The organism is Shinella yambaruensis, from assembly GCF_022899355.1.
GTDB classification, from domain to species: Bacteria; Pseudomonadota; Alphaproteobacteria; order Rhizobiales; family Rhizobiaceae; genus Shinella; species Shinella yambaruensis.
In genome coordinates, this window is sequence record NZ_JALJCK010000011.1 from 172552 (window position 1) to 193730 (window position 21179).

17 protein-coding genes are annotated in these 21179 nt (G+C 65.0%); 13 read left to right on the forward strand and 4 right to left on the reverse strand.

Annotation, left to right across the window (positions count from 1 at the left end; genetic code table 11):
- Positions 1–35: 35 nt before the first annotated feature.
- Genes MUU56_RS24190 through MUU56_RS24200 form a run of 3 tightly spaced genes read right to left on the reverse strand, consistent with a single transcriptional unit; the run spans position 36 to position 4086 of the window.
- Positions 36–971 (reverse strand): sugar phosphate isomerase/epimerase family protein, encoded by a 936-nt coding sequence (locus MUU56_RS24190; RefSeq protein ID WP_244769829.1) that lies wholly within the window; start codon positions 969–971, stop codon positions 36–38.
- A gap of 8 nt (positions 972–979) precedes the next feature.
- Positions 980–2491 (reverse strand): glycerol-3-phosphate dehydrogenase, encoded by a 1512-nt coding sequence (locus tag MUU56_RS24195; RefSeq protein ID WP_244769830.1) that lies wholly within the window; start codon positions 2489–2491, stop codon positions 980–982.
- A 44-nt stretch (positions 2492–2535) separates the two neighbouring features.
- Positions 2536–4086 carry an FGGY-family carbohydrate kinase gene (locus MUU56_RS24200; RefSeq protein ID WP_244769831.1) on the reverse strand — a complete coding sequence of 517 codons (1551 nt, stop codon included), beginning with the start codon at positions 4084–4086 and terminating at the stop codon, positions 2536–2538.
- Between the two features lie 773 nt (positions 4087–4859).
- On the opposite strand from MUU56_RS24200, the gene MUU56_RS24205 reads away from it, so the two are divergent.
- From MUU56_RS24205 to apnL, 13 genes are all read left to right on the forward strand, one after another.
- The gene (locus MUU56_RS24205; protein ID WP_244769832.1) at positions 4860–5510 is read left to right on the forward strand and encodes a DUF2291 family protein; all 651 of its coding nucleotides are present in this window, start codon (positions 4860–4862) and stop codon (positions 5508–5510) included.
- A complete protein-coding gene (locus tag MUU56_RS24210; protein WP_244769833.1) occupies positions 5507–7045 on the forward strand; it encodes a sugar ABC transporter ATP-binding protein in 1539 nt (512 codons plus the stop codon). Before MUU56_RS24205 ends, MUU56_RS24210 begins: the two co-directional genes overlap by 4 nt.
- 103 nt (positions 7046–7148) lie before the next feature.
- Positions 7149–8189 (forward strand): ABC transporter permease, encoded by a 1041-nt coding sequence (locus MUU56_RS24215; protein ID WP_244769834.1) that lies wholly within the window; start codon positions 7149–7151, stop codon positions 8187–8189.
- A gap of 117 nt (positions 8190–8306) precedes the next feature.
- Positions 8307–9254: a D-ribose ABC transporter substrate-binding protein gene (locus MUU56_RS24220; RefSeq protein WP_244769835.1), complete on the forward strand. Its 948-nt coding sequence runs from the start codon at positions 8307–8309 to the stop codon at positions 9252–9254.
- Positions 9255–9370: 116 nt separating this feature from the next.
- The gene (locus tag MUU56_RS24225) at positions 9371–10225 is read left to right on the forward strand and encodes a DeoR/GlpR family DNA-binding transcription regulator (protein WP_398432045.1); all 855 of its coding nucleotides are present in this window, start codon (positions 9371–9373) and stop codon (positions 10223–10225) included.
- A gap of 71 nt (positions 10226–10296) precedes the next feature.
- Complete coding sequence (locus MUU56_RS24230) at positions 10297–11997, forward strand: dihydroxyacetone kinase family protein (protein ID WP_244769837.1); 1701 nt, start codon at positions 10297–10299, stop codon at positions 11995–11997.
- Positions 11998–12321: 324 nt separating this feature from the next.
- Positions 12322–13149 carry a phosphogluconate dehydrogenase C-terminal domain-containing protein gene (locus MUU56_RS24235; RefSeq protein WP_244769838.1) on the forward strand — a complete coding sequence of 276 codons (828 nt, stop codon included), beginning with the start codon at positions 12322–12324 and terminating at the stop codon, positions 13147–13149.
- 104 nt (positions 13150–13253) lie between these two features.
- Entirely contained in the window at positions 13254–14195 is a 942-nt protein-coding gene (locus tag MUU56_RS24240; RefSeq protein ID WP_244769839.1) for a D-ribose ABC transporter substrate-binding protein, read from the forward strand.
- A gap of 69 nt (positions 14196–14264) precedes the next feature.
- Positions 14265–14903, forward strand: coding sequence for a DUF2291 family protein (locus tag MUU56_RS24245; RefSeq protein WP_244769840.1), 639 nt, complete (start codon positions 14265–14267; stop codon positions 14901–14903).
- Position 14904: 1 nt separating this feature from the next.
- The gene (locus tag MUU56_RS24250; RefSeq protein WP_244769841.1) at positions 14905–16449 is read left to right on the forward strand and encodes a sugar ABC transporter ATP-binding protein; all 1545 of its coding nucleotides are present in this window, start codon (positions 14905–14907) and stop codon (positions 16447–16449) included.
- Complete coding sequence (locus MUU56_RS24255; protein WP_244769842.1) at positions 16449–17516, forward strand: ABC transporter permease; 1068 nt, start codon at positions 16449–16451, stop codon at positions 17514–17516. The genes MUU56_RS24250 and MUU56_RS24255 overlap by 1 nt, the downstream gene beginning before the upstream one ends.
- 2 nt (positions 17517–17518) lie before the next feature.
- Positions 17519–18553, forward strand: a complete 1035-nt coding sequence (locus MUU56_RS24260) for a Gfo/Idh/MocA family protein (RefSeq protein WP_244769843.1) — start codon at positions 17519–17521, stop codon at positions 18551–18553.
- Entirely contained in the window at positions 18550–20418 is a 1869-nt protein-coding gene (apnL, locus tag MUU56_RS24265) for a D-apionate lactonase (protein WP_244769844.1), read from the forward strand. Before MUU56_RS24260 ends, apnL begins: the two co-directional genes overlap by 4 nt.
- A 3-nt stretch (positions 20419–20421) precedes the next feature.
- Here the strand turns inward: apnL and MUU56_RS24270 are convergent, their stop codons facing one another.
- Positions 20422–21132, reverse strand: a complete 711-nt coding sequence (locus MUU56_RS24270; RefSeq protein ID WP_244769845.1) for a transcriptional regulator NanR — start codon at positions 21130–21132, stop codon at positions 20422–20424.
- Between the last annotated feature and the right edge of the window lie 47 nt (positions 21133–21179).

Consider the following 21179-nt stretch of genomic DNA (forward strand, 5'->3'; position numbering starts at 1 on the left):
TTCAGGCCCAGTCTTAGCAAGCGGCCTCGGGATGGTCAGCCCAGCTTCAGGTCCGATGCACCGGTATCGATGTGAGGAGCCCAGAAGGCGATGCTTTCTGCGATCTGCGGAATGACCTCGCGGTCGTTCGGCTCGCGCTCCTTGAAGGAAAGTTCGAGGCAGATCTCGTTGTCGACGGCGCCGCCCTCGGCGAAGGCCTGCAACAGCGGCTCTGGCTGGATGCGGCCCCTGGCGTTGAATTCGGAGGTGAAGGGCCGGTGGCCGCCCTTGTCCATCAGGCTCTGCTTGATGTGGATGATCGGGGACACCTTCGGCACCGCGCGCGCCCAGGCATAGGGGTCGAAATCGTCGGGATTGTCGGAGGTGACGTCGCCATGGTCGATATCGGCCATCATCCACATGGGGATCGCCATATTTGCCGCGGTGAGCCGGTCCTGCAGCGACAGGCAGGCCTCGATCGTCTCACCGAATTCGCGACCGACGCTCATCGGTTCCCAGAAGACATAGGAAAGGCCGGCGCCTTTTGCGTGCTCGGCGACCTCAGCCCAACAGTCGATGGCGATGTCGATCAGCTCTGCGCGGCGAGCCGGATCGTCGAAATCCCGATAGGTGAAGATGGCGAACTGGGTGCCGACGGCGGCGCCGCCGAGATCGCCGATGATATCGGCAAAGGTCTTGAACCAGTCGACATAGTAGCGCCGCACCTCCGCATCGGGATGGCCGAAATGGTTGAGGCGGCCGTAGGGGCCGGTCATGCCCGAGGTGACGCGCACGCCGGTGCGCTGGAGCGCCTTGTCCATCTGCCGCGTCAGCCGGCGGATCGTCGCGGTGTTCCAGCTCGGATTGATGAATTCATGGGTGAGCTGGAGGTCGCGCAGGCGCAGTTTTCGCGCGACGGTGTCGATCAGGTCGTCGGGATCGGCGAAGCGGTTGACCAGCGGATTGGTGTTGAGCGAGAGCGTCAGCGGCATAACGGTCCTCAGGCGGCGGCGAGGCGGGCGGTGTCGAACCAGACGGCGAAGGCCGCGCGCTTGGCTTCGGTCAGGTGCAGGTAGTGCTTGGTGCGGCGATAGAGGATGTCTTCCGCCGTCTCGGCCCATTCGCTGGCGACGAGATAGCGGGCCTCGGCCTCATAGAATTGCCCGCCGAAATGCCGGCCGAGGCTGTCCAGATTGCTTGCGCCGGCGACGACGTTTTTCGTGCGCGTGCCGTAGAGGCGGCCGTAGTGGTGCACCAGCTTGCGCGGCATCCAGGGATAGGTGTCGCAGAGGGTGTTGGCGAAGGTCTCGTAATCGGCGTTCGGCATGTCGCCGCCCGGTAGCGGGGCCTTTTCCGTCCAGTCGTCGCCCATGTTCGGGAAGATGGGCCTGAGGCGCTGCATGCCGCGTTCGGCAAGCTCGCGGAAGGTGGTGATCTTGCCGCCGAAGACGTTGAGCAGCGGCGCGCCGCCCGTCTCGTCGAGATCGAAGACATAGTCGCGGGTGACGGCGGAGGGATTGCCCTTGCCGTCGTCGAACAGCGGACGCACACCGGAAAAGCTATGCAGCACATCCTGCCGGCGCAGCTTTTCCTTGAAATAGCGGTTCACCGCCTTGAGCAGGTAGTCGATTTCGCTCTCGTCGGCAGAGACATCCTCGGCGCGGCCCTCATAGGCGATGTCGGTGGTGCCGATCAGCGCCTTGTCGCCCTCATAGGGGTTGATGAAGATGACGCGCTTGTCATGGTTCTGCACGAGATAGGCGTTCGCGCCGGCCCAGAATTTCGGAACGATGATGTGGCTGCCCTTGACGAGGCGCACGTTGCGCGTGGAGTTGGAGCCGGCGACGCGGTTGATGACGTCGGAAACCCAGGGGCCGGCGCAGTTGACCACGCATCTGGCGCGGAAGGTGCGGGTCTCGCCGGTCAGGCTGTTCTTCGTCGTCACGGTCCAGGCGCCGTTTTCGCGGCGGGCGGAGATCGCGGGCGAGCGGGTCAGCACCACGGCGCCCTTTTCCGCCGCGCCGACGGCGTTGAGCGTGACGAGCCGGGCGTCGTCCACCCAGCAGTCGGAATATTCGAAGCCACGCGTATACTGGTCGAGGATCGGCGTGCCTTCGGGGTCGCGTCTCAGGTCCAGCGTGCGCGTGCCCGGCAGTTTCTTGCGGCCGCCGAGATGGTCGTAGAGGAAGAGGCCGAGACGCACGAGCCAGGCGGGGCGATCCTCGGGACTGTGCGGCAGCACGAAACGCATGGGCCAGATGATGTGCGGGGCGGCGTTGAGCAGCACCTCGCGCTCGATCAGCGCCTCGCGCACCAGGCGGAATTCGTAATATTCGAGATAGCGCAGACCCCCGTGCACCAGCTTGCCGGAGCGCGAGGAGGTGCCCTCGGCGAGATCGCCCTTTTCGCAGAGCACGACCTTCAGCCCGCGGCCGGCCGCGTCACGGGCGATGCCGGCGCCGTTGATGCCGCCGCCGATCACGAAGAGGTCGATATGCTCGGGTTCGTTCATCTCAGTCTCCTTCGGCGCCCCGCGGGAAGGCGCGATCGTTTTCCTCAATGCGCAGCCAGGATGTCCCAGGCGGGAGCGATGCCCCGGCGCACATCCGAATAGGCGGCGAAGAGGCGCGTCATGCGTTCGGTGCCTTGCGGCGCCGGCGGTTCGGCCGTGCCAAGCTCGGGCGTCACCCAGTCGGCGATGCAATCGTCCATGGTGCGGTAGGCTCCGATGGCGACGGCGGCCATCATCGAAGCGCCGGCGGCGCCGGCCTCCTCCCGGCTGCTGACCCGCACCGGCGCGCCCAGCGCCGCGGCGAGCGTGCCGCGCAGCGCCACGGAGCGTGCTGCGCCGCCGCTGATGCGCAGTTCCGGCGGCAGGGCGCCCATGGCGGCGTAACAATCGCGCGTCGCCATGCCGAGGCCCTCGACGACGGCGCGCACGAGATCCGGGTAGCGATGGCGGCTGGCAAGGCCGGTGAAATTGGCGCGTGCCCGGGCGTTGACGAAGGGGCCGCGCTCGCCGGCCTCGGAAATATAGGGATGATAGAGGATGTTGCCGGGCCTGCTTTCGGCAAACCAGGGGTCGATCCGGGTGATCATCTCGTCAAGGCCGACGGGGATGCCGAATTCGCCGAGCAGGTCCACGCCGAGTTGCAGCAGCCAGTCGAGATTGATCGTCGCGCCCATGTTGGTCTGGACCTGGGTGACGATGCCGGGGATCGGCAGGGTGATGACATAGCCGGTGCGCTCGGCGTTGAGCACCACGTCGCCGACGGGCTTTGCCAGCAGATGCACGCCGGTCGAACCGATGGCGGAGCAGGCGGCGTTGCGGCCTTCGCTGCGCACGCCTGCTCCGAGCGCCGTCATGACCATGTCGACATAACCGAGGCAGACGGGCGTGCCGGCCACGAGGCCGGAGGCGGCGGCCGCTTCGGCCGTCAGCGGATGTACGGTCTGCGTGCCCTCGATGACCTCCGGCAGCAGGCTGCGGCGATGGGTGAGGCCGAGGGCGGCGAGCACGTCATCGTCATAGCGGCGGGTGCGGAAATTGCCGAAGGTGAAGCTCACCTCGGACGGGTCGGTGGCGCGGATGCCGGTGAGGTTGAGGTAGAGCCAGTCCTTGCAGTGCATGGCCGTTTCGGCTTCGGCGAGCAGCTCCGGGAAATACTGGTCCATATGGGCAAGCTGCGTGCCCTGCTGGCAGGTGTTGAGGCCGGTGCCTGTCGCCGAAAAGCGTACGCGGTCGGCGTCCGCAGCGGCCAGCCGCTCGACGGTCGGTGCGGCGCGGGCGTCGAGCCAGAGCCACGCGTCGCCGGCCGGCCGGTTTTCCGCGCCGACGAGCCAGGTGCCGTCGCCCTGGCCGGTGACGGCGATGGCGGCGGTGCGCTTGGCGAGGCCTTCGACCTTTTCGGCCAGGCCGCGCAGGGCGCGCGTGCAGTCGAGCCAGGTCTGGTCGAGCGACTGGGTGACGGCGCCGTCTTCGCCGGTCCTGTAGGTGTTGCGCACGGAAGCGCTGGCGATCTGGCGGCCCGCAAGCGTGAAGGCGACGGCCTTCATCACGGAGGTGCCGGCGTCGATGCCGATGATCAGGTCAGCCGCTTCAACCATGGCATGCACCCGCGGATCCCGCGACAGCCCGTGCCGCTTCGCCTGACCCGAAACAGAGCATTCGATCCTCCCGATAGTCTCTTCGGCCTTAATGCGTGGTTTTCGGATCAGGACCTGCCCGTCCGTACGGAATTTACCACGAACCTCCCGAATGTCGCCATGGAACATACCACAAAGTTATCATGTGTCTCGTAAAATTTTTCGAGCATCGAATTTTTTTTCAGATATTATAGGCGATAAGCATGTTCACGGGCGGCGGGCGGCTTTTGCAGCTCGTCCGCCGCTACCTTTCCCGTGCCATGGTGCCGGCATGCGGTCGCTGCCGTGTAGTCGGCGCTTGTACTTCAATTTATGCTCAGTTTAATCAATGGTTTGATTGACTATCAATGCCGCCTGCCTGTTTGTGCCGGAGGCCGCCCGGCAGCAGCGCTTCCTTCGTTCTGTCCTCTCTTGCAGGGGTGATTTCTTGAGTGTGGGCGTGGCGGAAGGAGATGCAGTGGGCAAAAAGGCCGATTGACAGGTTGTGTTAATTTAACATATACATTGCGACATATAACACATTTATACCGCAACTGCGAAAATGTGTGCACTGCAGCGCGAAGCCGGTGAGGAGACTGGCGGGCGCCGTTCATGGGAGGATGTCATGACCCTTTTTGCTCGGAAGAGAGCGCAGCCCGATGGCCGCAGCGCATATGCAGACGCGCGTGCGCCATCGGCGCCGTGCCGGAGCGCCCGCTAAAAACTTCCTTCGTTCAATCGCAAGGCCCATCGACATGACTGACGCCACGCAATCGAAATCGCCCCAGCCCGCGCGAAACGTCCGTTGGATCGGTGTCGCCGCCGCCGCGGTGCTGGTCGGCGCCATGATCTTCGACACGAAGATCGTGCGCATCGGCTCGGAAAACGACGTTCAGGTGCAAAGATTCTCGGCCGAGGCTTTCGGCGCCGAGCAGTTCCCGATGATCAAGCAGAGCGTCGAGACGCGCGCTGTCGATGCCGTTGAGCTGGCGCAGGCGATCGCCGCCGACAGGAAGGCGGCCGGCGAGAAATACGGCGTTGCGACCTCGGTCGGGCCGGTGATCCCGGTCAAGTTCACCGGCACCGTCGGCGAACGCAAGGCGAACTACAATGTCGTCGCCGTTGAGGGCCTGCCGGCCGAGCTGACCCTGCGCGTGCAGACCGGGCCGGCGCTGAACGGCACGGACCTGCGCGATGCGACCGGCCAGATCGAATTCGGCCAGTTCAAGAACCAGATCGAATACCAGGACGCGGGTTCCGCCATCAACAACGAGGTTAAGAAGGTCGTGCTCACCGGCATCGATCCGGCGGCGCTCACCGGCAAGACCGTCTCGGTGATCGGCGTCTTCAAGCTGGTCAATCCGAAGAGCTGGATCGTCACGCCCGTGAGGCTCGACGTCCAATGAGCGCGCTTGATCCCGGCCGGAAGGATGAGGTCGTGCTCGCCGCGCGCAACGTGGCGAAGGCCTATGGCAACATCCATGCCCTCAAGGGCGTCAATTTCGACATTCACCGCGGCCAGGTGACGACGCTGTTCGGCGAGAACGGCGCCGGCAAGTCGACGCTGATGAAAATCCTCTCCGGCGTGGTGCAGCCGACGTCCGGCGAAATCCTTCTCGATGGAGATCCGATCGTTTTCGCGTCATCCTCCCAAGCACGCGACCGCGGCATCTCCATCATCCATCAGGAGCTGAGCCTCGCGCCGAACATGAACGTCCGCGACAACATCTTCATGGGCCGCGAGATCATGACGGCGACGGGCGTGGATTTCGCGGAGGAAGAGCGCCAGACGCGGCTCCTGATGGCTGAACTCGAAGAGGATATCGATCCTCTTACCCCGGTCGAGGACCTGCGCCTCGGCCAGCAGCAGATCGTCGAGATCGCGCGGGCTCTTTCGGTCAATTCGCGCATCCTCATCATGGACGAGCCGACCTCGGCGCTCAGCGCCTCCGAAGTCGAGGTGCTGTTCAAGGTCATTCGGGACCTTACCAATCGCGGCGTCTCCATCGTCTATATCTCGCACCATCTCGAAGAGGCCCTGCAGATCACCAACCATGCGGTGGTGCTGCGCGACGGTGCGATGACGGCTTATGCCGAGCGCAAGGATATCGACCTAGAATGGATCGTCCGCCACATGGTCGGCGACAATTTCGATCTCGGCGCCCCGCCGGCCGGCTACGAGAAGGGCGATGTCGCACTCTCCATCGAAGGGCTGACGGTGGCAGATCCGGGCGGTGCCGGCTATGCGGTCGTCGACGGGCTTTCGCTTGCGGTGCGGGCGGGCGAGATCGTCTGCATCTATGGCCTGATGGGCGCGGGCCGCACGGAACTGCTCGAAACGGTCGCGGGCCGCCTCAAGGCGTCGGCCGGCAGGGTGGTGCTGAAGGGCCGCGACGTCACCGGGCAGTCGATCTCGCAGTGCATCCGCGACGGCCTGGTGCTCGTGCCGGAAGACCGGCAGCGCGACGGCCTGGTGCAGACCATGACGGTCGGCCGCAACCTGTCGCTCGCCAGCCTCGGCGCCTTCACGCGCGGGCTTTTCACCTCTAACACCCGCGAGGCGGGCCTCGTCGGCAACGCCATCCGCAAGGTGCACATCAAGACCGATGGCGGCGGGGCGGCGATCGGTTCGCTCTCCGGCGGCAACCAGCAGAAGGTGGTCATCGGCAAGATGCTGGCGACCGATCCCGACGTCATCCTGCTCGACGAGCCGAGTCGCGGCATCGACATCGGCGCCAAGGCCGAGGTCTTCAAGCTGCTCGCCGAGCGGGCGAAACAGGGTCTCGCCGTCGTCTACACAACGTCGGAGGTCGGCGAATGCCTCAGCATCGCCCATCGCATCCTCGTCATGCGGCGCGGCCGCATCTCCGCGGAATTCGGTCCCGACGTGACCAAGGAACAGATCATGGCCGCCTCCGGCGAAGCCGTGCATGCCCACTAGAGCGATCCCGGTTCACCGGAATTGCTCTGGGTTGTTGTTTTTATCGCATTCTCCGACGCCGAAGCGATGCTTCGGCTGGAAATGCACTAGGAGCGCTGAAGCAATGTCAGTCACACCTGCAATCGACACAAAGGCAGCGGCCGGCAGCGGCAAGCGCAAGAAGGGCTTCGTCGAGCTCCTGTTCGAAGGCCGCGCCTTCTTCGCGCTGATCGCCATCGTCGTCGTCTTCTCGCTGATGTCGCCGAACTATTTCACGGTCAGCAACTTCCTCATCATGGCCTCGCATGTGGCGATCTTCGGCCTGCTCGCCATCGGCATGCTGCTCGTCATCCTCAATGGCGGCATCGATCTTTCGGTCGGCTCGACGCTCGGGCTTGCCGGGGTCGTCGCGGGCTTTCTCATGCAGGGCGTGACTCTGCCGCAGCTTGGCGTCATCCTCTATCCCTCGGTCTGGGTCGTGGTGGTGTTGACCTGCCTGCTCGGCGCGGTGGTCGGGGCGGTCAATGGCGTGCTGATCGCCTATCTGCGCGTGCCCGCCTTCGTCGCGACGCTCGGCGTGCTCTATGTCGCCCGCGGCATCGCGCTCCTGATGACCAACGGCCTCACCTACAATAATCTCGGCGGCCGCCCGGAGCTCGGCAATACCGGTTTCGACTGGCTCGGCTTCAATCGCCTTGCCGGCGTGCCGATCGGCGTCCTCGTCCTGCTCGTCTTCGCGATCATCTGCCACATCCTCCTGACGCGCACGGCCTTCGGCCGCTGGCTCTATGCTTCCGGCGGCAACGAGCGGGCGGCAGAGCTTTCGGGCGTGCCGGTCAAGCGGGTCAAGATCACCGTCTATGTGCTCTCCGGCGTCTGCGCGGCCGTCGCGGGCCTGGTGCTTTCCTCGCAGCTCACCTCGGCCGGACCGACGGCGGGCACGACCTACGAACTGACGGCGATCGCCGCCGTGGTCATCGGCGGGGCGGCGCTGACGGGCGGACGCGGCACGGTCATCGGCACCATGCTCGGCGCCTTCGTCATCGGCTTCCTGTCGGACGGCCTCGTGATCATCGGCGTCTCGGCCTACTGGCAGACGGTCTTCACCGGCGCCGTGATCGTCACCGCCGTTCTGTTGAACAGCATCAAATACGGTCGCCGCTAAGGTAAGCGGCGACTGACAGGAACTGACTGCGGCCGGGAGAGGCGGACCATCGAGCGCCCGGCAGCAGAAAGTATTGCCGAAATCGGCGCAACCGGACTCAACAAAGGGAGTGAGACCATGTTCAAAAAAGGTATGCGTGTACTCTTCGCAGCAACCGCCGTCGTGCCGTTGCTCTTCAGCTCCGCCTTCGCCGAAGGCCTGATGACGATCATCGTCAACGATCCGTCCAACCCCTACTGGTTCACGGAAGGCGAAGTCGCCAAGGCGACGGCGGAAAAGCTCGGCTATACCGCGAATGTCGGCGCCCACAAGGGGGACACCAACACCGAAAGCAACCTGATCGACACCGCGATCACCAACAAGTCGGTCGCAATCATCCTCGATCCGGCCAATGCCGACGGTTCGGTCGGCGCGGTCAAGAAGGCCGTCGCCGCGGGCATTCCGGTCATCCTCGTCAATGCCGAGATCAACCAGGAAGGCCTTGCCAAGGCGCAGCTCGTCTCGAACAACGCCCAGGGCGCGGCCCTCGGTGCGCAGCAATGGGTCGAGGCGGTCGGCGACAAGGGTAAATATGCCGAGCTCTTCGGCAATCCGGCCGACAACAATGCCGCGACGCGCTCGAACGGCTACGAGACCGTGCTGACGCAGTATCCGGACCTCGAAAAGGCCGCCAAGGAAGTCGCCGACTGGGACCGCACCAAGGGTCACGCCAAGATGCAGTCCATGCTGCAGGCGAATCCGGATATCATCGGCGTCATCAGCGGCAATGACGAAATGGCGCTCGGTGCCATCGCGGCTCTGAAAGAGGCCGGCAAGCTGGAGCAGGTCAAGGTCGGCGGCTTCGACGGTTCGCCGGATGCGGTTGCCGCCATCAAGGCGGGCGAGTTGCAGTACACGGTTCTCCAGCCGGTCGCCGTCTTCTCCGAAGAGGCCGTCAAGCAGGCGGACAACGTGATCAAGAACGGTAGCACGGGTGCGGCGAGCGAGAAGCAGCTCTTCGATTGCCTGCTGATCACCAAGGACAATGTCGACAAGTACACCGCTCCCTTCGTTCTGAGCGAGTAATCGGCGCGGGGAGCGCCCCTGCGGGCGCTCTCCTTTCGCATCCCGGCGAGGCCCGGGGTCAGCTTGGCATTTCCCTTGCCGCCCGATACGAGATACGAAACGCTATCCTCGAAATATTGGCAGGGTCTCCGGTGAACAAGAAAGTCGACGTCAAGGATTTGCTTTCGGAAGAGCTGCCGAGCGACAGCCGGCATGCGCGCCAGCTGGTGCGCCGGCAGATGATCGCCGAGACGGTCATCGCCGAAGGCTCCATCCGCATCGAGGACCTGACCGAGCGCTTCGGCATCAGCCTGATGACGGCGCACCGCGATGTCGACGAACTCGTCAGCCGCGGCCTGTTCCGCAAGACGCGCGGCATCGTTTCCGCCGCGCCGACCAGCCTCATCGAATCCTCCGACGTCTACCGGGCAACGAAACAAGCCAAGGAGAAGAAGGCGATCGCCCGTGCCGCCATGCGCTTCGTCGAGCCGGGACAGGCCATCTTTCTCGACGACGCCACCACCGTGCACGAGATGACCGCCTTCCTGCCGGCCAAGGTTCCGCTGACGGTCATCACCAATTCGCTCGTGCTCATCAACGAGTTGAAGGACGTCAACGACGTCAACCTCATCTGTCTCGGCGGCCAGTTCTACAATTGGTGCAATGCCTTCATGGGGCACATCACCACCAACGAGATCCGGCGCCTGAGGGCCGATACCGTCTTCATGTCGCTCTCGGCCATCGTCGATGACGTGGTCTATCACCAGTCGCCGGAGACGGTGGAGACAAAACGGGCCATGTTCGAGAGTTCCACCAAGCGTGTGCTCCTGGCCGATCACACCAAGTTCGAGCGGCGTGCGCTGCACCACTTTGCCGGGCTGCAGGAATTCGACGCCGTGATCGTCGACGAGGATATCCCCATCTCGCATCTCTCGCGCATGCGCTCGAAGGGCATCAACGTCATCGTGGCGGATGCCGAGCGTTCCGCCTGACCCCTTTGCTCTTTTCTCCCTTCGACCAATATTGCATCTTCGCGGCGTGATTGCCTGCGGGGAGGACCGGTATGACGAAGATTGTCGATGATCCCGAAACCTTTGCCTCGGCGGCGCTGGCGGGTTTCTCTCGGGTCTACGGACGTTACGTGCGGCTGGTGAAGGGTGGTGTGGTGCGCGCCGCCGCGGTGCCGCGCGGAAAGGTTTCGGTCATCGTCGGCGGCGGATCCGGACATTATCCCGCCTTTGCCGGCTATGTCGGGCCGGGCATGGCGGACGCGGCCGTGGCGGGTGAGATCTTCGCCTCGCCCTCGACGGCAGCGGTCGCCCGGGTTTGCCGCAAGGCGGACTTTGGCGGCGGCATCCTGCTCGGCTTCGGCAATTATGCCGGCGATGTGCTCAATTTCGGCGTTGCGGCAGAGCGGTTGAGGGCGGAAGGCATCGACGTGCGCATCGTCGCCGTGACGGACGACGTGGCGAGCGCGCCGGCGGATAGGCACCTGCAAAGGCGCGGCATCGCCGGCGATTTCCTCGTCTTCAAGGTGGCCGGCGCGGCGGCGGAGGCGGGGCTGTCCCTCGACGAGGTCGAGCGCGTGACGCGGCTCGCCAATGCGCGCACCTTCTCGTTCGGCGTCGCCTTCGGCGGCTGCACGCTGCCGGGTGCGACGGCGCCGCTCTTCACCGTGCCCAAGGGCATGATGGCGCTCGGCCTCGGCATCCATGGCGAGCCCGGCATCCGCGATACGCAGATCGTTCCGGCGGGCGACCTTGCAACGCTGCTGGTGGATACGGTGCTCGCCGAGCGTCCGGCCGGCGCGCGCCGCGCCGCCGTGCTGCTCAACGGCCTCGGCGCCACCAAGTATGAGGAACTGTTCGTGCTCTGGGGCGCGGTCGAGGGGCGGCTTGCGGCGGCCGGGGTCGATCTTGTCGCGCCCGAGGCCGGCGAATATGTCACCAGCCTCGACATGCAGGGCTGCTCGCTGACGGTGATGTGGCTCGACGAGGAACTGGAGCGCTTTTGGCTTGCGCCCTGCGATACGCCGGTCTTCCGACGCGGCGAGGGTTTTCAAACGCAGCCCGCCGCACTCGTGGAGGATGCCGCGGACGAGGCGCCGGCCGTCGGCCCGGCTTCCGGCGCCTCGCGCGAGAGTGCCCGCTGCCTTGCCGGCATTCTCGACGCCATGGTTTCGGCGCTGGAGGAGGCGGAGGCCGAACTCGGCCGGATCGATGCCTTTGCCGGCGATGGAGACCATGGCCAGGGCATGCGGCGCGGCGCGGCCGCCGCGCGGGACGCCATGCATCAGGCCATGGCGCGCGGCGCCGGTGCGAAAACAGCGCTGGCCGTCGCCGGTGATGCCTGGGCGGATCGGGCCGGCGGAACCTCCGGTGCGATCTGGGGCCTGCTGCTGCGGTCGTGGAGTTCCGCCTTCTCCGACGAGAAGGCCTTGCTGGAGGCCGATATCGTGCGGGGCGCGCGCCTGGCGCTCGATGACGTGATGCGTCTTGGCGGGGCGAAACCGGGCGACAAGACCCTCGTCGATGCCTTCGTACCCTTCGTCGCGGCGCTCGAAACGGCGAGGGCGGACGGCTTGTCCCTGAAGGACGCCTGGCGGAAGGCGAGCGTCACCTGCGAAGAGGCGGCCCAGGCCACCGCGCCGCTCTCGCCGCGGCTCGGCCGGGCGCGTCCGCTTGCCGAGCGCAGCATCGGTCATCCGGATGCCGGCGCCGTCTCGCTGGCCCTGGTCGCAAGGACGATCGCCAGCCGGCTTTGACGGGTTTCATCGCACGTCCTTTCCTTAAGGGGGCGCGATATCAACATTCCTGCTGTGACATTGAGCCGAACGGCGCGTGCGTTCGGCTTTTTTCGTTTGTCGTTCCGGCAGCGAAGTCTCTGTATTTTCAATAGTATGCCTTGGCCGGTTCGACGTAGCGTCGAAGTGATGCCGTGTTATGTTCGTCGTGATATCACATATTCTAAGAGATAATCATTGACATATTATACCAGTTCGGAAATATAGGCCTGCGCCGGGTGCCCGGCGGAGGAAATTTCGGCCGGGCGACATGGAATCCGGCTGCCGCATTCAGGGAGGTCTTCGATGACATCGATCGCGCTGTTCGGTGCCGGTGGCAAAATGGGCTATCGGCTTGCCAAGAATCTCAAGGGCTCGCGCTTCGATGTCCGCCACATCGAGGTGAGCGACGCCGGCCGGGCGCGGCTTGCCGACGATCTCGGCCTTTCCTGCGTTTCCGCCGATGAGGGCCTCGAAGGCGCCGACGTCGTCATCCTCGCGGTTCCCGATACGGCGATCGGCAAGGTCGCGGCCGGCATCGTCGACAAGCTGAAGCCGGGCACGATGGTCGTCGTGCTCGATGCGGCCGCGCCCTTCGCCGGCCACCTGCCGGAGCGCGCGGACCTCACCTATTTCGTTACGCATCCCTGCCATCCGCCGATCTTCAACGACGAGACGGACCCGGCCGCCAAGCGCGACTTCTTCGGCGGCATCGCTGCCAAGCAGCACATCGTGTCCGCGCTGATGCAGGGACCGGAAGAGACCTATGCGCTCGGCGAGGAGATCGCCAAGGTCATCTGGGCGCCGGTCATGCGCTCGCACCGTGTCACCGTCGAGCAGATGGCGCTGCTGGAGCCCGGCCTTTCCGAAACGGTCTGCGCCTCGCTGCTCGTCGTGATGCGCGAGGCGATGGACGAGTGCGTCCGGCGCGGCGTCGCCAAGGAGGCCGCCCGCGACTTCCTGCTCGGCCACATGAACGTGCTCGGCGCGGTCATCTTCGAAGAAACGCCCGGCGTCTTCTCCGACGCCTGCAACAAGGCGATCGAGTTCGGCAAGCCCGTGCTGATGAAGGACGACTGGAAGCGCGTCTTCGAGCCTGCGGAAATCGCGGCCAGCATCCGGCGCATCACCTGATGCCCGGCGGGTTCGCCCGCCGATGAACCAACTTGCACCGGGGCGGCCCTTTTCAATGGAGGAATGGCCGCTGGAGACACCGGTGCCTAACCGGGAGGAAAAACATGAACATTACCCGCAGACTGATCACCGTCGGTTTCGCCGCCGTCATGGCCGCCGGCGTCGCCATGCCGTCCTTCGCCGCCGATCTCATCGCCATCATCACGCCGAGCCACGACAACCCGTTCTTCAAGGCGGAAGCCGTCGGCGCGGAGGCGAAGGCCAAGGAGCTCGGTTACGAGACGCTGGTCCTCGTGCATGACGACGACGCCAACAAGCAGTCGCAGCTCATCGACACCGCGATCGGCCGCGGCGCCAAGGCGATCATCCTCGACAATGCCGGCTCGGAAGCCTCGATCGCCGCCGTGCAGAAGGCGAAGGACGCGGGCGTTCCCTCCTTCCTGATCGACCGCGAGATCAACGCCACGGGCGTCGCCGTCTCGCAGATCGTCTCGAACAATTACCAAGGGGCGCAGCTCGGCGCGGAAGAGTTCGTGAGGCTGATGGGCGAGAAGGGCAACTATGTCGAGCTGCTCGGCCGCGAAGCCGATCTCAATGCCGGCATCCGCTCCAAGGGTTATCACGACGTCATCGACGAATATCCCGACATGAAGATGGTCGCCCAGCAGTCGGCCAACTGGAGCCAGACCGAAGGCTATTCCAAGATGGAGACGATCCTTCAGGCGAACCCCGATATCCAGGGCGTGATCGCCGGCAACGACACCATGGCCATGGGCGCGATCGCGGCGCTCCAGGCCGCCGGCCGCAAGGACGTCATCGTCGTCGGCTTCGACGGCTCGAACGACGTGCGCGACTCGATCAAGGCGGGCGGCATCAAGGCCACCGTCATGCAGCCGGCCTACGCCCAGGCCCAGCTCGCCGTCACCCAGGCGCATGAATACATCACGACCGGCAAGGCGCCGGCCGAGGAAAAGCAGCTCATGGACTGCGTGCTCATCACCGCGGACAACGCCGACAAGCTCGAAACCTTCGCGCTCTCGGAATAATCCTCCCCGCGAGGGTGCGAGGCGGGGTGCGGTCCCGCCTCGCATTTCTGTTCATGACGGAGAATGCGAATGCTGAGGTTTCAGGCTGCCTTTCCGGTCCTGCTTGCTGGCGCGCTGGCGCTCGGCGGCTGCAAATTCGTCAAGACCGAGGACGAGCGGAAGCAGGCGGCGGCCGGCGCCTTCAATCCGGACAAGCTGGTCGCCGATATCTGGGACACCAGGGTCGTGCCCTATATCGAGGAGCGCGCCGGCCCGTTCCAGGAGGTTTCCGCCCTTGCGGCGAGCGATCTGAATGCCGCGGCTGAAAAATACGGCCACAAGGAAAAGCAGGGCAACGCGCCCTGGACCTTTGCGGCGAGGATCGACGGCGTGATCGTCGCCGAGGAGACGAAGTCGCGCGCGGCCTATGTCGACGTGGATGTTAACGGCGACAGGCAAGCGGATGTGCGTGTCTCGATCGGCCCGGCCATTCGCGGCACGGCGATCCGCGACAGCCTGAAATTCGTGAATTTCAACGAGTTCAAGAACCAGATCGAATGGGCTCAGTACGGCAAGTCGTTCAACACCCATGTCAACGGCCTGCTTTTGGAAAAGCTGCCGCGGGAAAACCTGACGGGCAGGACGATCAAGGCGACCGGCGCCTATCCGCTGCCGGCCAAGGGCCAGTTGCCGCAATTCGTGCCCGTCACGATCACCGTCGGGGGCTGAGATGAGTGGCATCGACGACGGCGACGTCATTCTGGAACTCAAGGATATCACCAAGGCCTATTCCGGCATCGTGGCGCTGAAGAAGGCGGACCTGAAGCTGCGGCGCGGCGCGGTCAACGTGCTCGTCGGCGAGAACGGCGCCGGCAAGTCGACGATGATGCGTATCATCGCCGGCGTGGAGCGGCCGACGCTCGGCGAAATCTGGATGGACGGCGAGCGCATCCATTTGAACAGCCCCGCCGACGCGGTGCGCCACGGCATCGGCATCGTCTTCCAGGAACTGAACCTGTTCGGCAACCTCTCCGTTGCCGAGAACATCTTTGCGACGCGTGAGATCACAAGAGGCCTTCGCGGCATCGACCACAAGGCGCAGGTGGAGAAGGCCAACGAGTTCCTGAACCGTCTCGAAGCCGGCATTTCCGCCGATACGCTGGCGGAAGACCTGCCGATCGGCCAGCAGCAGCTCGTCGAGATCGCGCGCGCCGTCTCGCTCGACACGCGCATCCTCATCATGGACGAACCGACCTCGGCGCTCAGCGCGGCGGAGGTCGATGTGCTCTTCCGCGTCATCGCCGACCTGAAGGCGCGCGGCGTCGCCATCGTCTATATCTCGCACCGGCTGGAGGAGCTGATGCGCATCGGCGACTACATCACCGTCCTGAAGGACGGCCAGATCACCGGCCATGCCATGGTCAAGGATATCGATACACGCTGGATCGTGCGCTCGATGATCGGCTCGGACGCCAAGGATTTCGCGAAACAGGTCGATCACGAGCCCGGCGCGGAAGTGTTTCGCACGGAAGAGATCTGCCTGCCGCGCGCGCAGGGCGGCTATGCGGTCGACCATGTCTCGATCGGCGTGCGCAAGGGCGAGATCCTCGGCATCTACGGCCTGATGGGCGCAGGGCGTTCGGAACTCTTCGAATGCATCATGGGCCGGCATGAGCACTATACGGGAAAGATCTTCATCGAAGGCGAGGAGCTGAAGGGGCGCGACACGACCCGGCGCATCCGCGAGGGCCTGGCGCTGATCCCGGAGGATCGCCAGCGCGAGGGCCTGGTGCAGTCCATGTCGATTGCCGACAACCTGTCCATGGCAAGCCTCGGCCAGTTCCTGAAGGGCGGATTCCATATCGACCTGAAGCTGGAGAAGACGGCGATCCTGGAGGCGATCCGCAGCCTTTCGATCAAGGCGAAGAACCCGGAATTCGACGTCACCTCCATGTCCGGCGGCAACCAGCAGAAGGTCGTCATCGGCAAGGCGCTGATGACCGGGCCGAAGGTGCTTTTGATGGACGAGCCGAGCCGCGGCATCGATGTCGGGGCCAAGGCGGACGTCTTCCGCACCATGCGGCGGCTGGCGGGCGAGGGGCTCGCGATCCTCTTTTCCACCTCCGACCTCGAGGAGGTCATGGCGCTCTCCGACCGCATCGCCGTCATGAGCAACGGCCGCCTCGTGACGGTGGTGGACCGCAGGAACGCCACCGAGGACATGATCGTCTCGGCCTCCGCGGAGGGACATAAAACCAGAAGGATGCATGCGTGATGACGACAGCAACGCACACTGCCGCCGCCGGCAACCATCTCTCGACAGGCGCGGCCCTGCTCACGATCATGAAGCTGAGGACCTTCATCGCGCTCTTCGCGGTGATCATCTTCTTCTCGATCTTCGCGCCGAATTTCCTCTCGACCGCGAACATGATCCTGATGTCGAAGCACGCCACGCAGAACGCCTTCCTCGCCATCGGCATGACCTTCGTCATCATCACCGGCGGCATCGACCTTTCGGTCGGCTCGATCGTCGGCCTCTGCGGCATGATCGCCGGCGGGCTCATCATGTACGGCGTGGCGCTGCCGCTCGGCTACACGGTCTATTTCAACGTGGTCGAGGTGGCGATCATCGTCATGGCCGTCGGCATCCTGATCGGCGCGGTCAACGGCCTGCTCATCACCCGGCTCAACGTCGCACCCTTCATCGCCACGCTCGGCACGCTCTATGTGGCGCGCGGCATGGCGCTGCTCTATTCCGATGGCCAGACCCTGCCCAATCTCACCGGGCGCGAAGACCTCGGCAACCAGGGTTTTTCCTATCTCGGCTCCGGTTCGATCCTCGGCCTGCCGGTCTCCGTGTGGATACTGATCGTCGTCGCATTGGGCGCTGCCTATTTCGCCCGCTTCGTGCCGCTCGGCCGGCACATCTTCGCGGTGGGCGGCAACGAGCGCGCCTCGCGCATGTCCGGCATCCGCGTCAACCGCGTGAAGATGTTCGTCTACATGTTCTCCGGCTTCTGTGCGGCAATCGTCGGCCTCATCATCTCCTCGGAACTGATGGCCTCGCACCCGGCGACCGGCACCAATCTCGAGCTGAACGCCATTGCGGCGGCCGTTCTCGGTGGTACATCCATGTCGGGCGGGCGCGGCACGATCGGTGGGACGATCATCGGCGCCTTCGTGATCGGCATTCTTTCCGACGGGTTGGTGATGATGGGGGTCAGTTCCTTCTGGCAGATGGTGATCAAGGGGCTCGTGATCATCGTGGCCGTCGTGGTCGACCAGGCGCAGCGCCGGCTGCAGCAGCGCGTCACCCTGATGCAGATGGCGAAGGCGGGCTGAGCATGAGGAAATTGAAGGGCGCGCTGATCGGCTGCGGCTTCTTCGCCGTCAACCAGATGCATGGCTGGCGGGACCTGCCGGAGGTGGAGATGGTGGCGATCTGCGACCGTGATCCGGAGCGGCTCAGCATCGTCGGCGACGAATTCGCCGTCGACAGGCGCTACCAGTCGGCGGAGGCGATGTTTTTCGATGGCGGCTTCGATTTCGTCGACATCGCCACCACGGTCGGCAGCCATCGCGCGCTGGTGGAACTTGCCGTGCGGCACAAGGTTCCGGCGATCTGCCAGAAACCCTTCGCGCCGACGCTGGAGGATGCCAAGGCCATGGTCGCCGCCGCCGAGGTGGCCGGCATACCCTTGATGATCCATGAGAACTTCCGCTGGCAGACGCCGATCCTCGCCGTCAAGGCGGTGCTCGACAGCGGCGCGATCGGCGAACCTTTCTGGGGCCGCGTCTCCTTCCGCTCAGGCTTCGACGTCTTCTCCGGCCAGCCCTATCTCGCCAGGGGCAAGCGCTTCATCATCGAAGATCTCGGCATCCATTCGCTCGACATCGCCCGCTTCCTCTTCGGCGATGCCAGCCGCATGACGGCCCGCACGCGCCGCATCAACCCCGACATCGCCGGCGAGGACGTGGCGACGATGCTGCTCGACCATGACAGCGGCGTCACCTCGATCGTCGATGTCAGCTATGCGACGAAGCTGCCGGAAGAGCCGTTTCCGGAGACTTTCGTCGAGATCGACGCCAGCAGGGGCACGCTGCGGCTCGGCAAGGACTACAGGCTCACGGTCCACGGGCCCGATGGCACGCGCGAAAACCGCGTTGCGCCGACCCTGCTGCCCTGGGCTTCGCGGCCCTGGCACAACATTCAGGAAAGCGTGGCGCTGATCCAGAAACACTGGGTCGAGCGTCTGGCTGCGGGCCGCGAACCGGACACGTCCGGCCGCGACAACCTCAAGACCTTCGCGCTGGTGGAGGCGGCCTATCTCAGCGCCGAACGCGGCGAGACGGTCGATCTCGGGGACCTACTGGGATGAGCGAGGACCTGCTCCGGCTTTACGGCACAAGCGAGAAGGAGCCGGAAAGCCGGACGCTCATGGCGGGTGATCTGCACGTGGAGCTTCAGGACGGCAACCTGCGCACCCTGCGGTTTCGCGGCCATGAAGTGCTGCGCGCCATTGCCTTCCTCGTGCGCGACAAGGATTGGGGCACCTGCGGTGCCGCCATCGCCAACCTCGCGGTGGAGGAGACGGCGGCTGGCTTCTCCGTTCGCTACGATGCCCGCTTCAGGGCCCCGTCCGGCGCCAATCTCGACTGCGCCATCTCGATTGCCGGCAGCGCCGAGGGCGTGACCCTTTCCGCCGATTGCGTCAGCGATGCCGATTTCGAGACTGCCCGTGCCGGCTTCGTCGTGCTGCATCCGGTCGTCGGCGTTGCGGGCGAGCCGGTCGAAATCCGCCATGGCGACGGCAGCATCGAGCGGGCCTTGTGGCCCGACCGGATCGAGCCCTGGCAGCCCTTCAAGGAGATCGCCGCCATCACCCATCGCGTCGCGCCCGGCATTGCGGCGACGACGGAATTTTCCGGCAATGTCTTCGAGATGGAGGACCAGCGCAACTGGACCGACGGCTCCTATAAGACCTATGTACGGCCGCTGGCCCTGCCTTGGCCCTATCGCGTGCCGAAGAACGAACCGTTCAGCCAGCGGATTTCCGTCGTGATCGAGGCGGACGCCGACGCCGCGCCCGCGGCCGGCGCCGCGGATGCCGTCTCGCTGCGGCTGGCGCCGACGCCGCGCCGGTTTCCCGAGATCGGCGTCGGGCTCAGGCCGGAATGCCTTGCCGGGGAACGGGCTGCGCTTGATGTCCTGAAGATGGTGGGTGCACGGCACCTGATCGCCCATTTCGATCCTGCCGCCGGCCATGGCATCGACGCGTTGACCGGTTATGCGGAGATCGCCGCGCGGTCCGGCCTCAAGGTGACGCTGGAACTTGCCGTGCCATGCCAGCAGCCGCTCGATGAGGAGATGGCGGACATTGCGGCACTTGTCGGTAAGTCTGGGCTGAGACTCGACACGCTGTTCGTCTGCCCCGCGGTGGACCGGCAATCGACGCCGCCCGGCAGCACCTGGCCGGAATGCCCGCCGCTGGAGGCGGTCTATGCCGCGGCGCGGGCGGCCTTTCCGGGCGTGCGGCTCGGCGGCGGCATGATGAGTTATTTCACCGAGCTCAACCGCAAGCGCGTGCCGGACGAATTGCTGGACTATATCAGCCATTGCACCAATCCGATCGTGCATGCGGCCGATGATCTTTCCGTCATGCAGACCTTCGAGGCGTTGCGCTTCGTCACACGTTCGGTGCGCGCGCTCTATGGCGACAGGCCTTACCGCATCGGCCCCTCGACGATCGCCATGCGGCAGAATCCCTATGGCAGCGCGACGAAGGACAATCCGGCGGGCGGCCGCATTCCCATGGCCAATGCGGACCCCCGCCACAACGGGGCATTCGGTGCGGCCTGGACGCTGGCCTATGCCGCGACAGTCGCTCCGGCCGGGCCGGAGGTGCTGACGCTGTCGACGCTGGCAGGACCGTTCGGGCTCGTGGCGGGCGAGGGGGAGGCGACACCCAGAGGGGGGCTTCGGCCGCTCGCGCATGTGCTGGCGCGGCTCGGCAGCCTCTCGGGCGCGGTGCTGGTCGCCGTCGAGACGTCCCGTCCGGATGCGGTGCTGGGCCTTGCCACGACGGACAGGCTGCTGCTGGCGAACATCACGCGGGACATGCAGGCGGTTGTTCTCCCCGCATTGCCGCGCAAGGTGTCGCTGATCGGCGGCGATGGCGCCGAGCTGCCGGCGGCCGAAAGGATCGGCCTGCCGCCCTATGGTGCGGTCGAGGTCGTGCTCTGAGCCCTATTTCTTGAGGGCATAGAGCGCGCGGGAGCGTTCGAGATGTTTGATCATCGCCTTTTCGGCAAGGTCGGAATCGCCCTTCTCGATGGTGCGGATGATTTCCTCGTGTTCGGCCAGCGTGAAATTCTCGCGGCCCGTCCAGATGAGCATTTCCGTATGATAGGACTTCAACCATCCCAGCATCGCGCCGCTGACGGCCGCGAAGATCGGATTGCCGGAAATCCGCGCGATGCACTGGTGAAACTCCATGTCCGCCTCGATGAAGGCGTCCGCATCGCCGAGGCTCTGCTTCTGCTTGTCGAGCAGGGCGCGCAATTCGGCAATGTGGGCGGGACTCGCCTTGGCAGCGGCCTCGCGGATCATGCCGCGCTCGAAGAAGATACGGGCGCTCTTCAGGTGCTCCAGCGTGTCCGAGGAGCCGGAGAGCATGAGCTTGGCCGGCAGGTCGACCTGGCGGATGATGGATTCGGCGGTGATGCGCAGCACCTTGGCGCGCTCGCCCTGCGAAATCTCGACCAGGCCCTTGCCGGCGAGCGCCTGCATCGCCTCGCGGATGGCCGGGCGGCCGACGCCGTAGCGCTCCATCAGCTCGCGCTCGGAGGGCATGTCGTCACCGGCCTTCAACTCGCCGGTCTCGATCATGTTCTTCAGTCGGGCGAAGACTTCGTCGGAGAGTTTCTTGCGGACGATCGGTTCGGAAGCGACGTTCATAGGGCACCTGGTTTCGACAGGTTTGAATATGCATCAAGTTCCATTGC

What these genes read in the sequence shown, in the direction of transcription:
- MUU56_RS24190 (WP_244769829.1), bottom strand. Translation starts at nt 971, where the DNA reads ATGCCGCTGACGCTCTCGCTCAACACCAATCCGCTGGTCAACCGCTTC.
- MUU56_RS24195 (WP_244769830.1), bottom strand. Translation starts at nt 2,491, where the DNA reads ATGAACGAACCCGAGCATATCGACCTCTTCGTGATCGGCGGCGGCATC.
- MUU56_RS24200 (WP_244769831.1), bottom strand. Translation starts at nt 4,086, where the DNA reads ATGGTTGAAGCGGCTGACCTGATCATCGGCATCGACGCCGGCACCTCC.
- MUU56_RS24205 (WP_244769832.1), top strand. Translation starts at nt 4,860, where the DNA reads ATGACTGACGCCACGCAATCGAAATCGCCCCAGCCCGCGCGAAACGTC.
- MUU56_RS24210 (WP_244769833.1), top strand. Translation starts at nt 5,507, where the DNA reads ATGAGCGCGCTTGATCCCGGCCGGAAGGATGAGGTCGTGCTCGCCGCG.
- MUU56_RS24215 (WP_244769834.1), top strand. Translation starts at nt 7,149, where the DNA reads ATGTCAGTCACACCTGCAATCGACACAAAGGCAGCGGCCGGCAGCGGC.
- MUU56_RS24220 (WP_244769835.1), top strand. Translation starts at nt 8,307, where the DNA reads ATGTTCAAAAAAGGTATGCGTGTACTCTTCGCAGCAACCGCCGTCGTG.
- MUU56_RS24230 (WP_244769837.1), top strand. Translation starts at nt 10,297, where the DNA reads ATGACGAAGATTGTCGATGATCCCGAAACCTTTGCCTCGGCGGCGCTG.
- MUU56_RS24235 (WP_244769838.1), top strand. Translation starts at nt 12,322, where the DNA reads ATGACATCGATCGCGCTGTTCGGTGCCGGTGGCAAAATGGGCTATCGG.
- MUU56_RS24240 (WP_244769839.1), top strand. Translation starts at nt 13,254, where the DNA reads ATGAACATTACCCGCAGACTGATCACCGTCGGTTTCGCCGCCGTCATG.
- MUU56_RS24245 (WP_244769840.1), top strand. Translation starts at nt 14,265, where the DNA reads ATGCTGAGGTTTCAGGCTGCCTTTCCGGTCCTGCTTGCTGGCGCGCTG.
- MUU56_RS24250 (WP_244769841.1), top strand. Translation starts at nt 14,905, where the DNA reads ATGAGTGGCATCGACGACGGCGACGTCATTCTGGAACTCAAGGATATC.
- MUU56_RS24255 (WP_244769842.1), top strand. Translation starts at nt 16,449, where the DNA reads ATGACGACAGCAACGCACACTGCCGCCGCCGGCAACCATCTCTCGACA.
- MUU56_RS24260 (WP_244769843.1), top strand. Translation starts at nt 17,519, where the DNA reads ATGAGGAAATTGAAGGGCGCGCTGATCGGCTGCGGCTTCTTCGCCGTC.
- apnL (WP_244769844.1), top strand. Translation starts at nt 18,550, where the DNA reads ATGAGCGAGGACCTGCTCCGGCTTTACGGCACAAGCGAGAAGGAGCCG.
- MUU56_RS24270 (WP_244769845.1), bottom strand. Translation starts at nt 21,132, where the DNA reads ATGAACGTCGCTTCCGAACCGATCGTCCGCAAGAAACTCTCCGACGAA.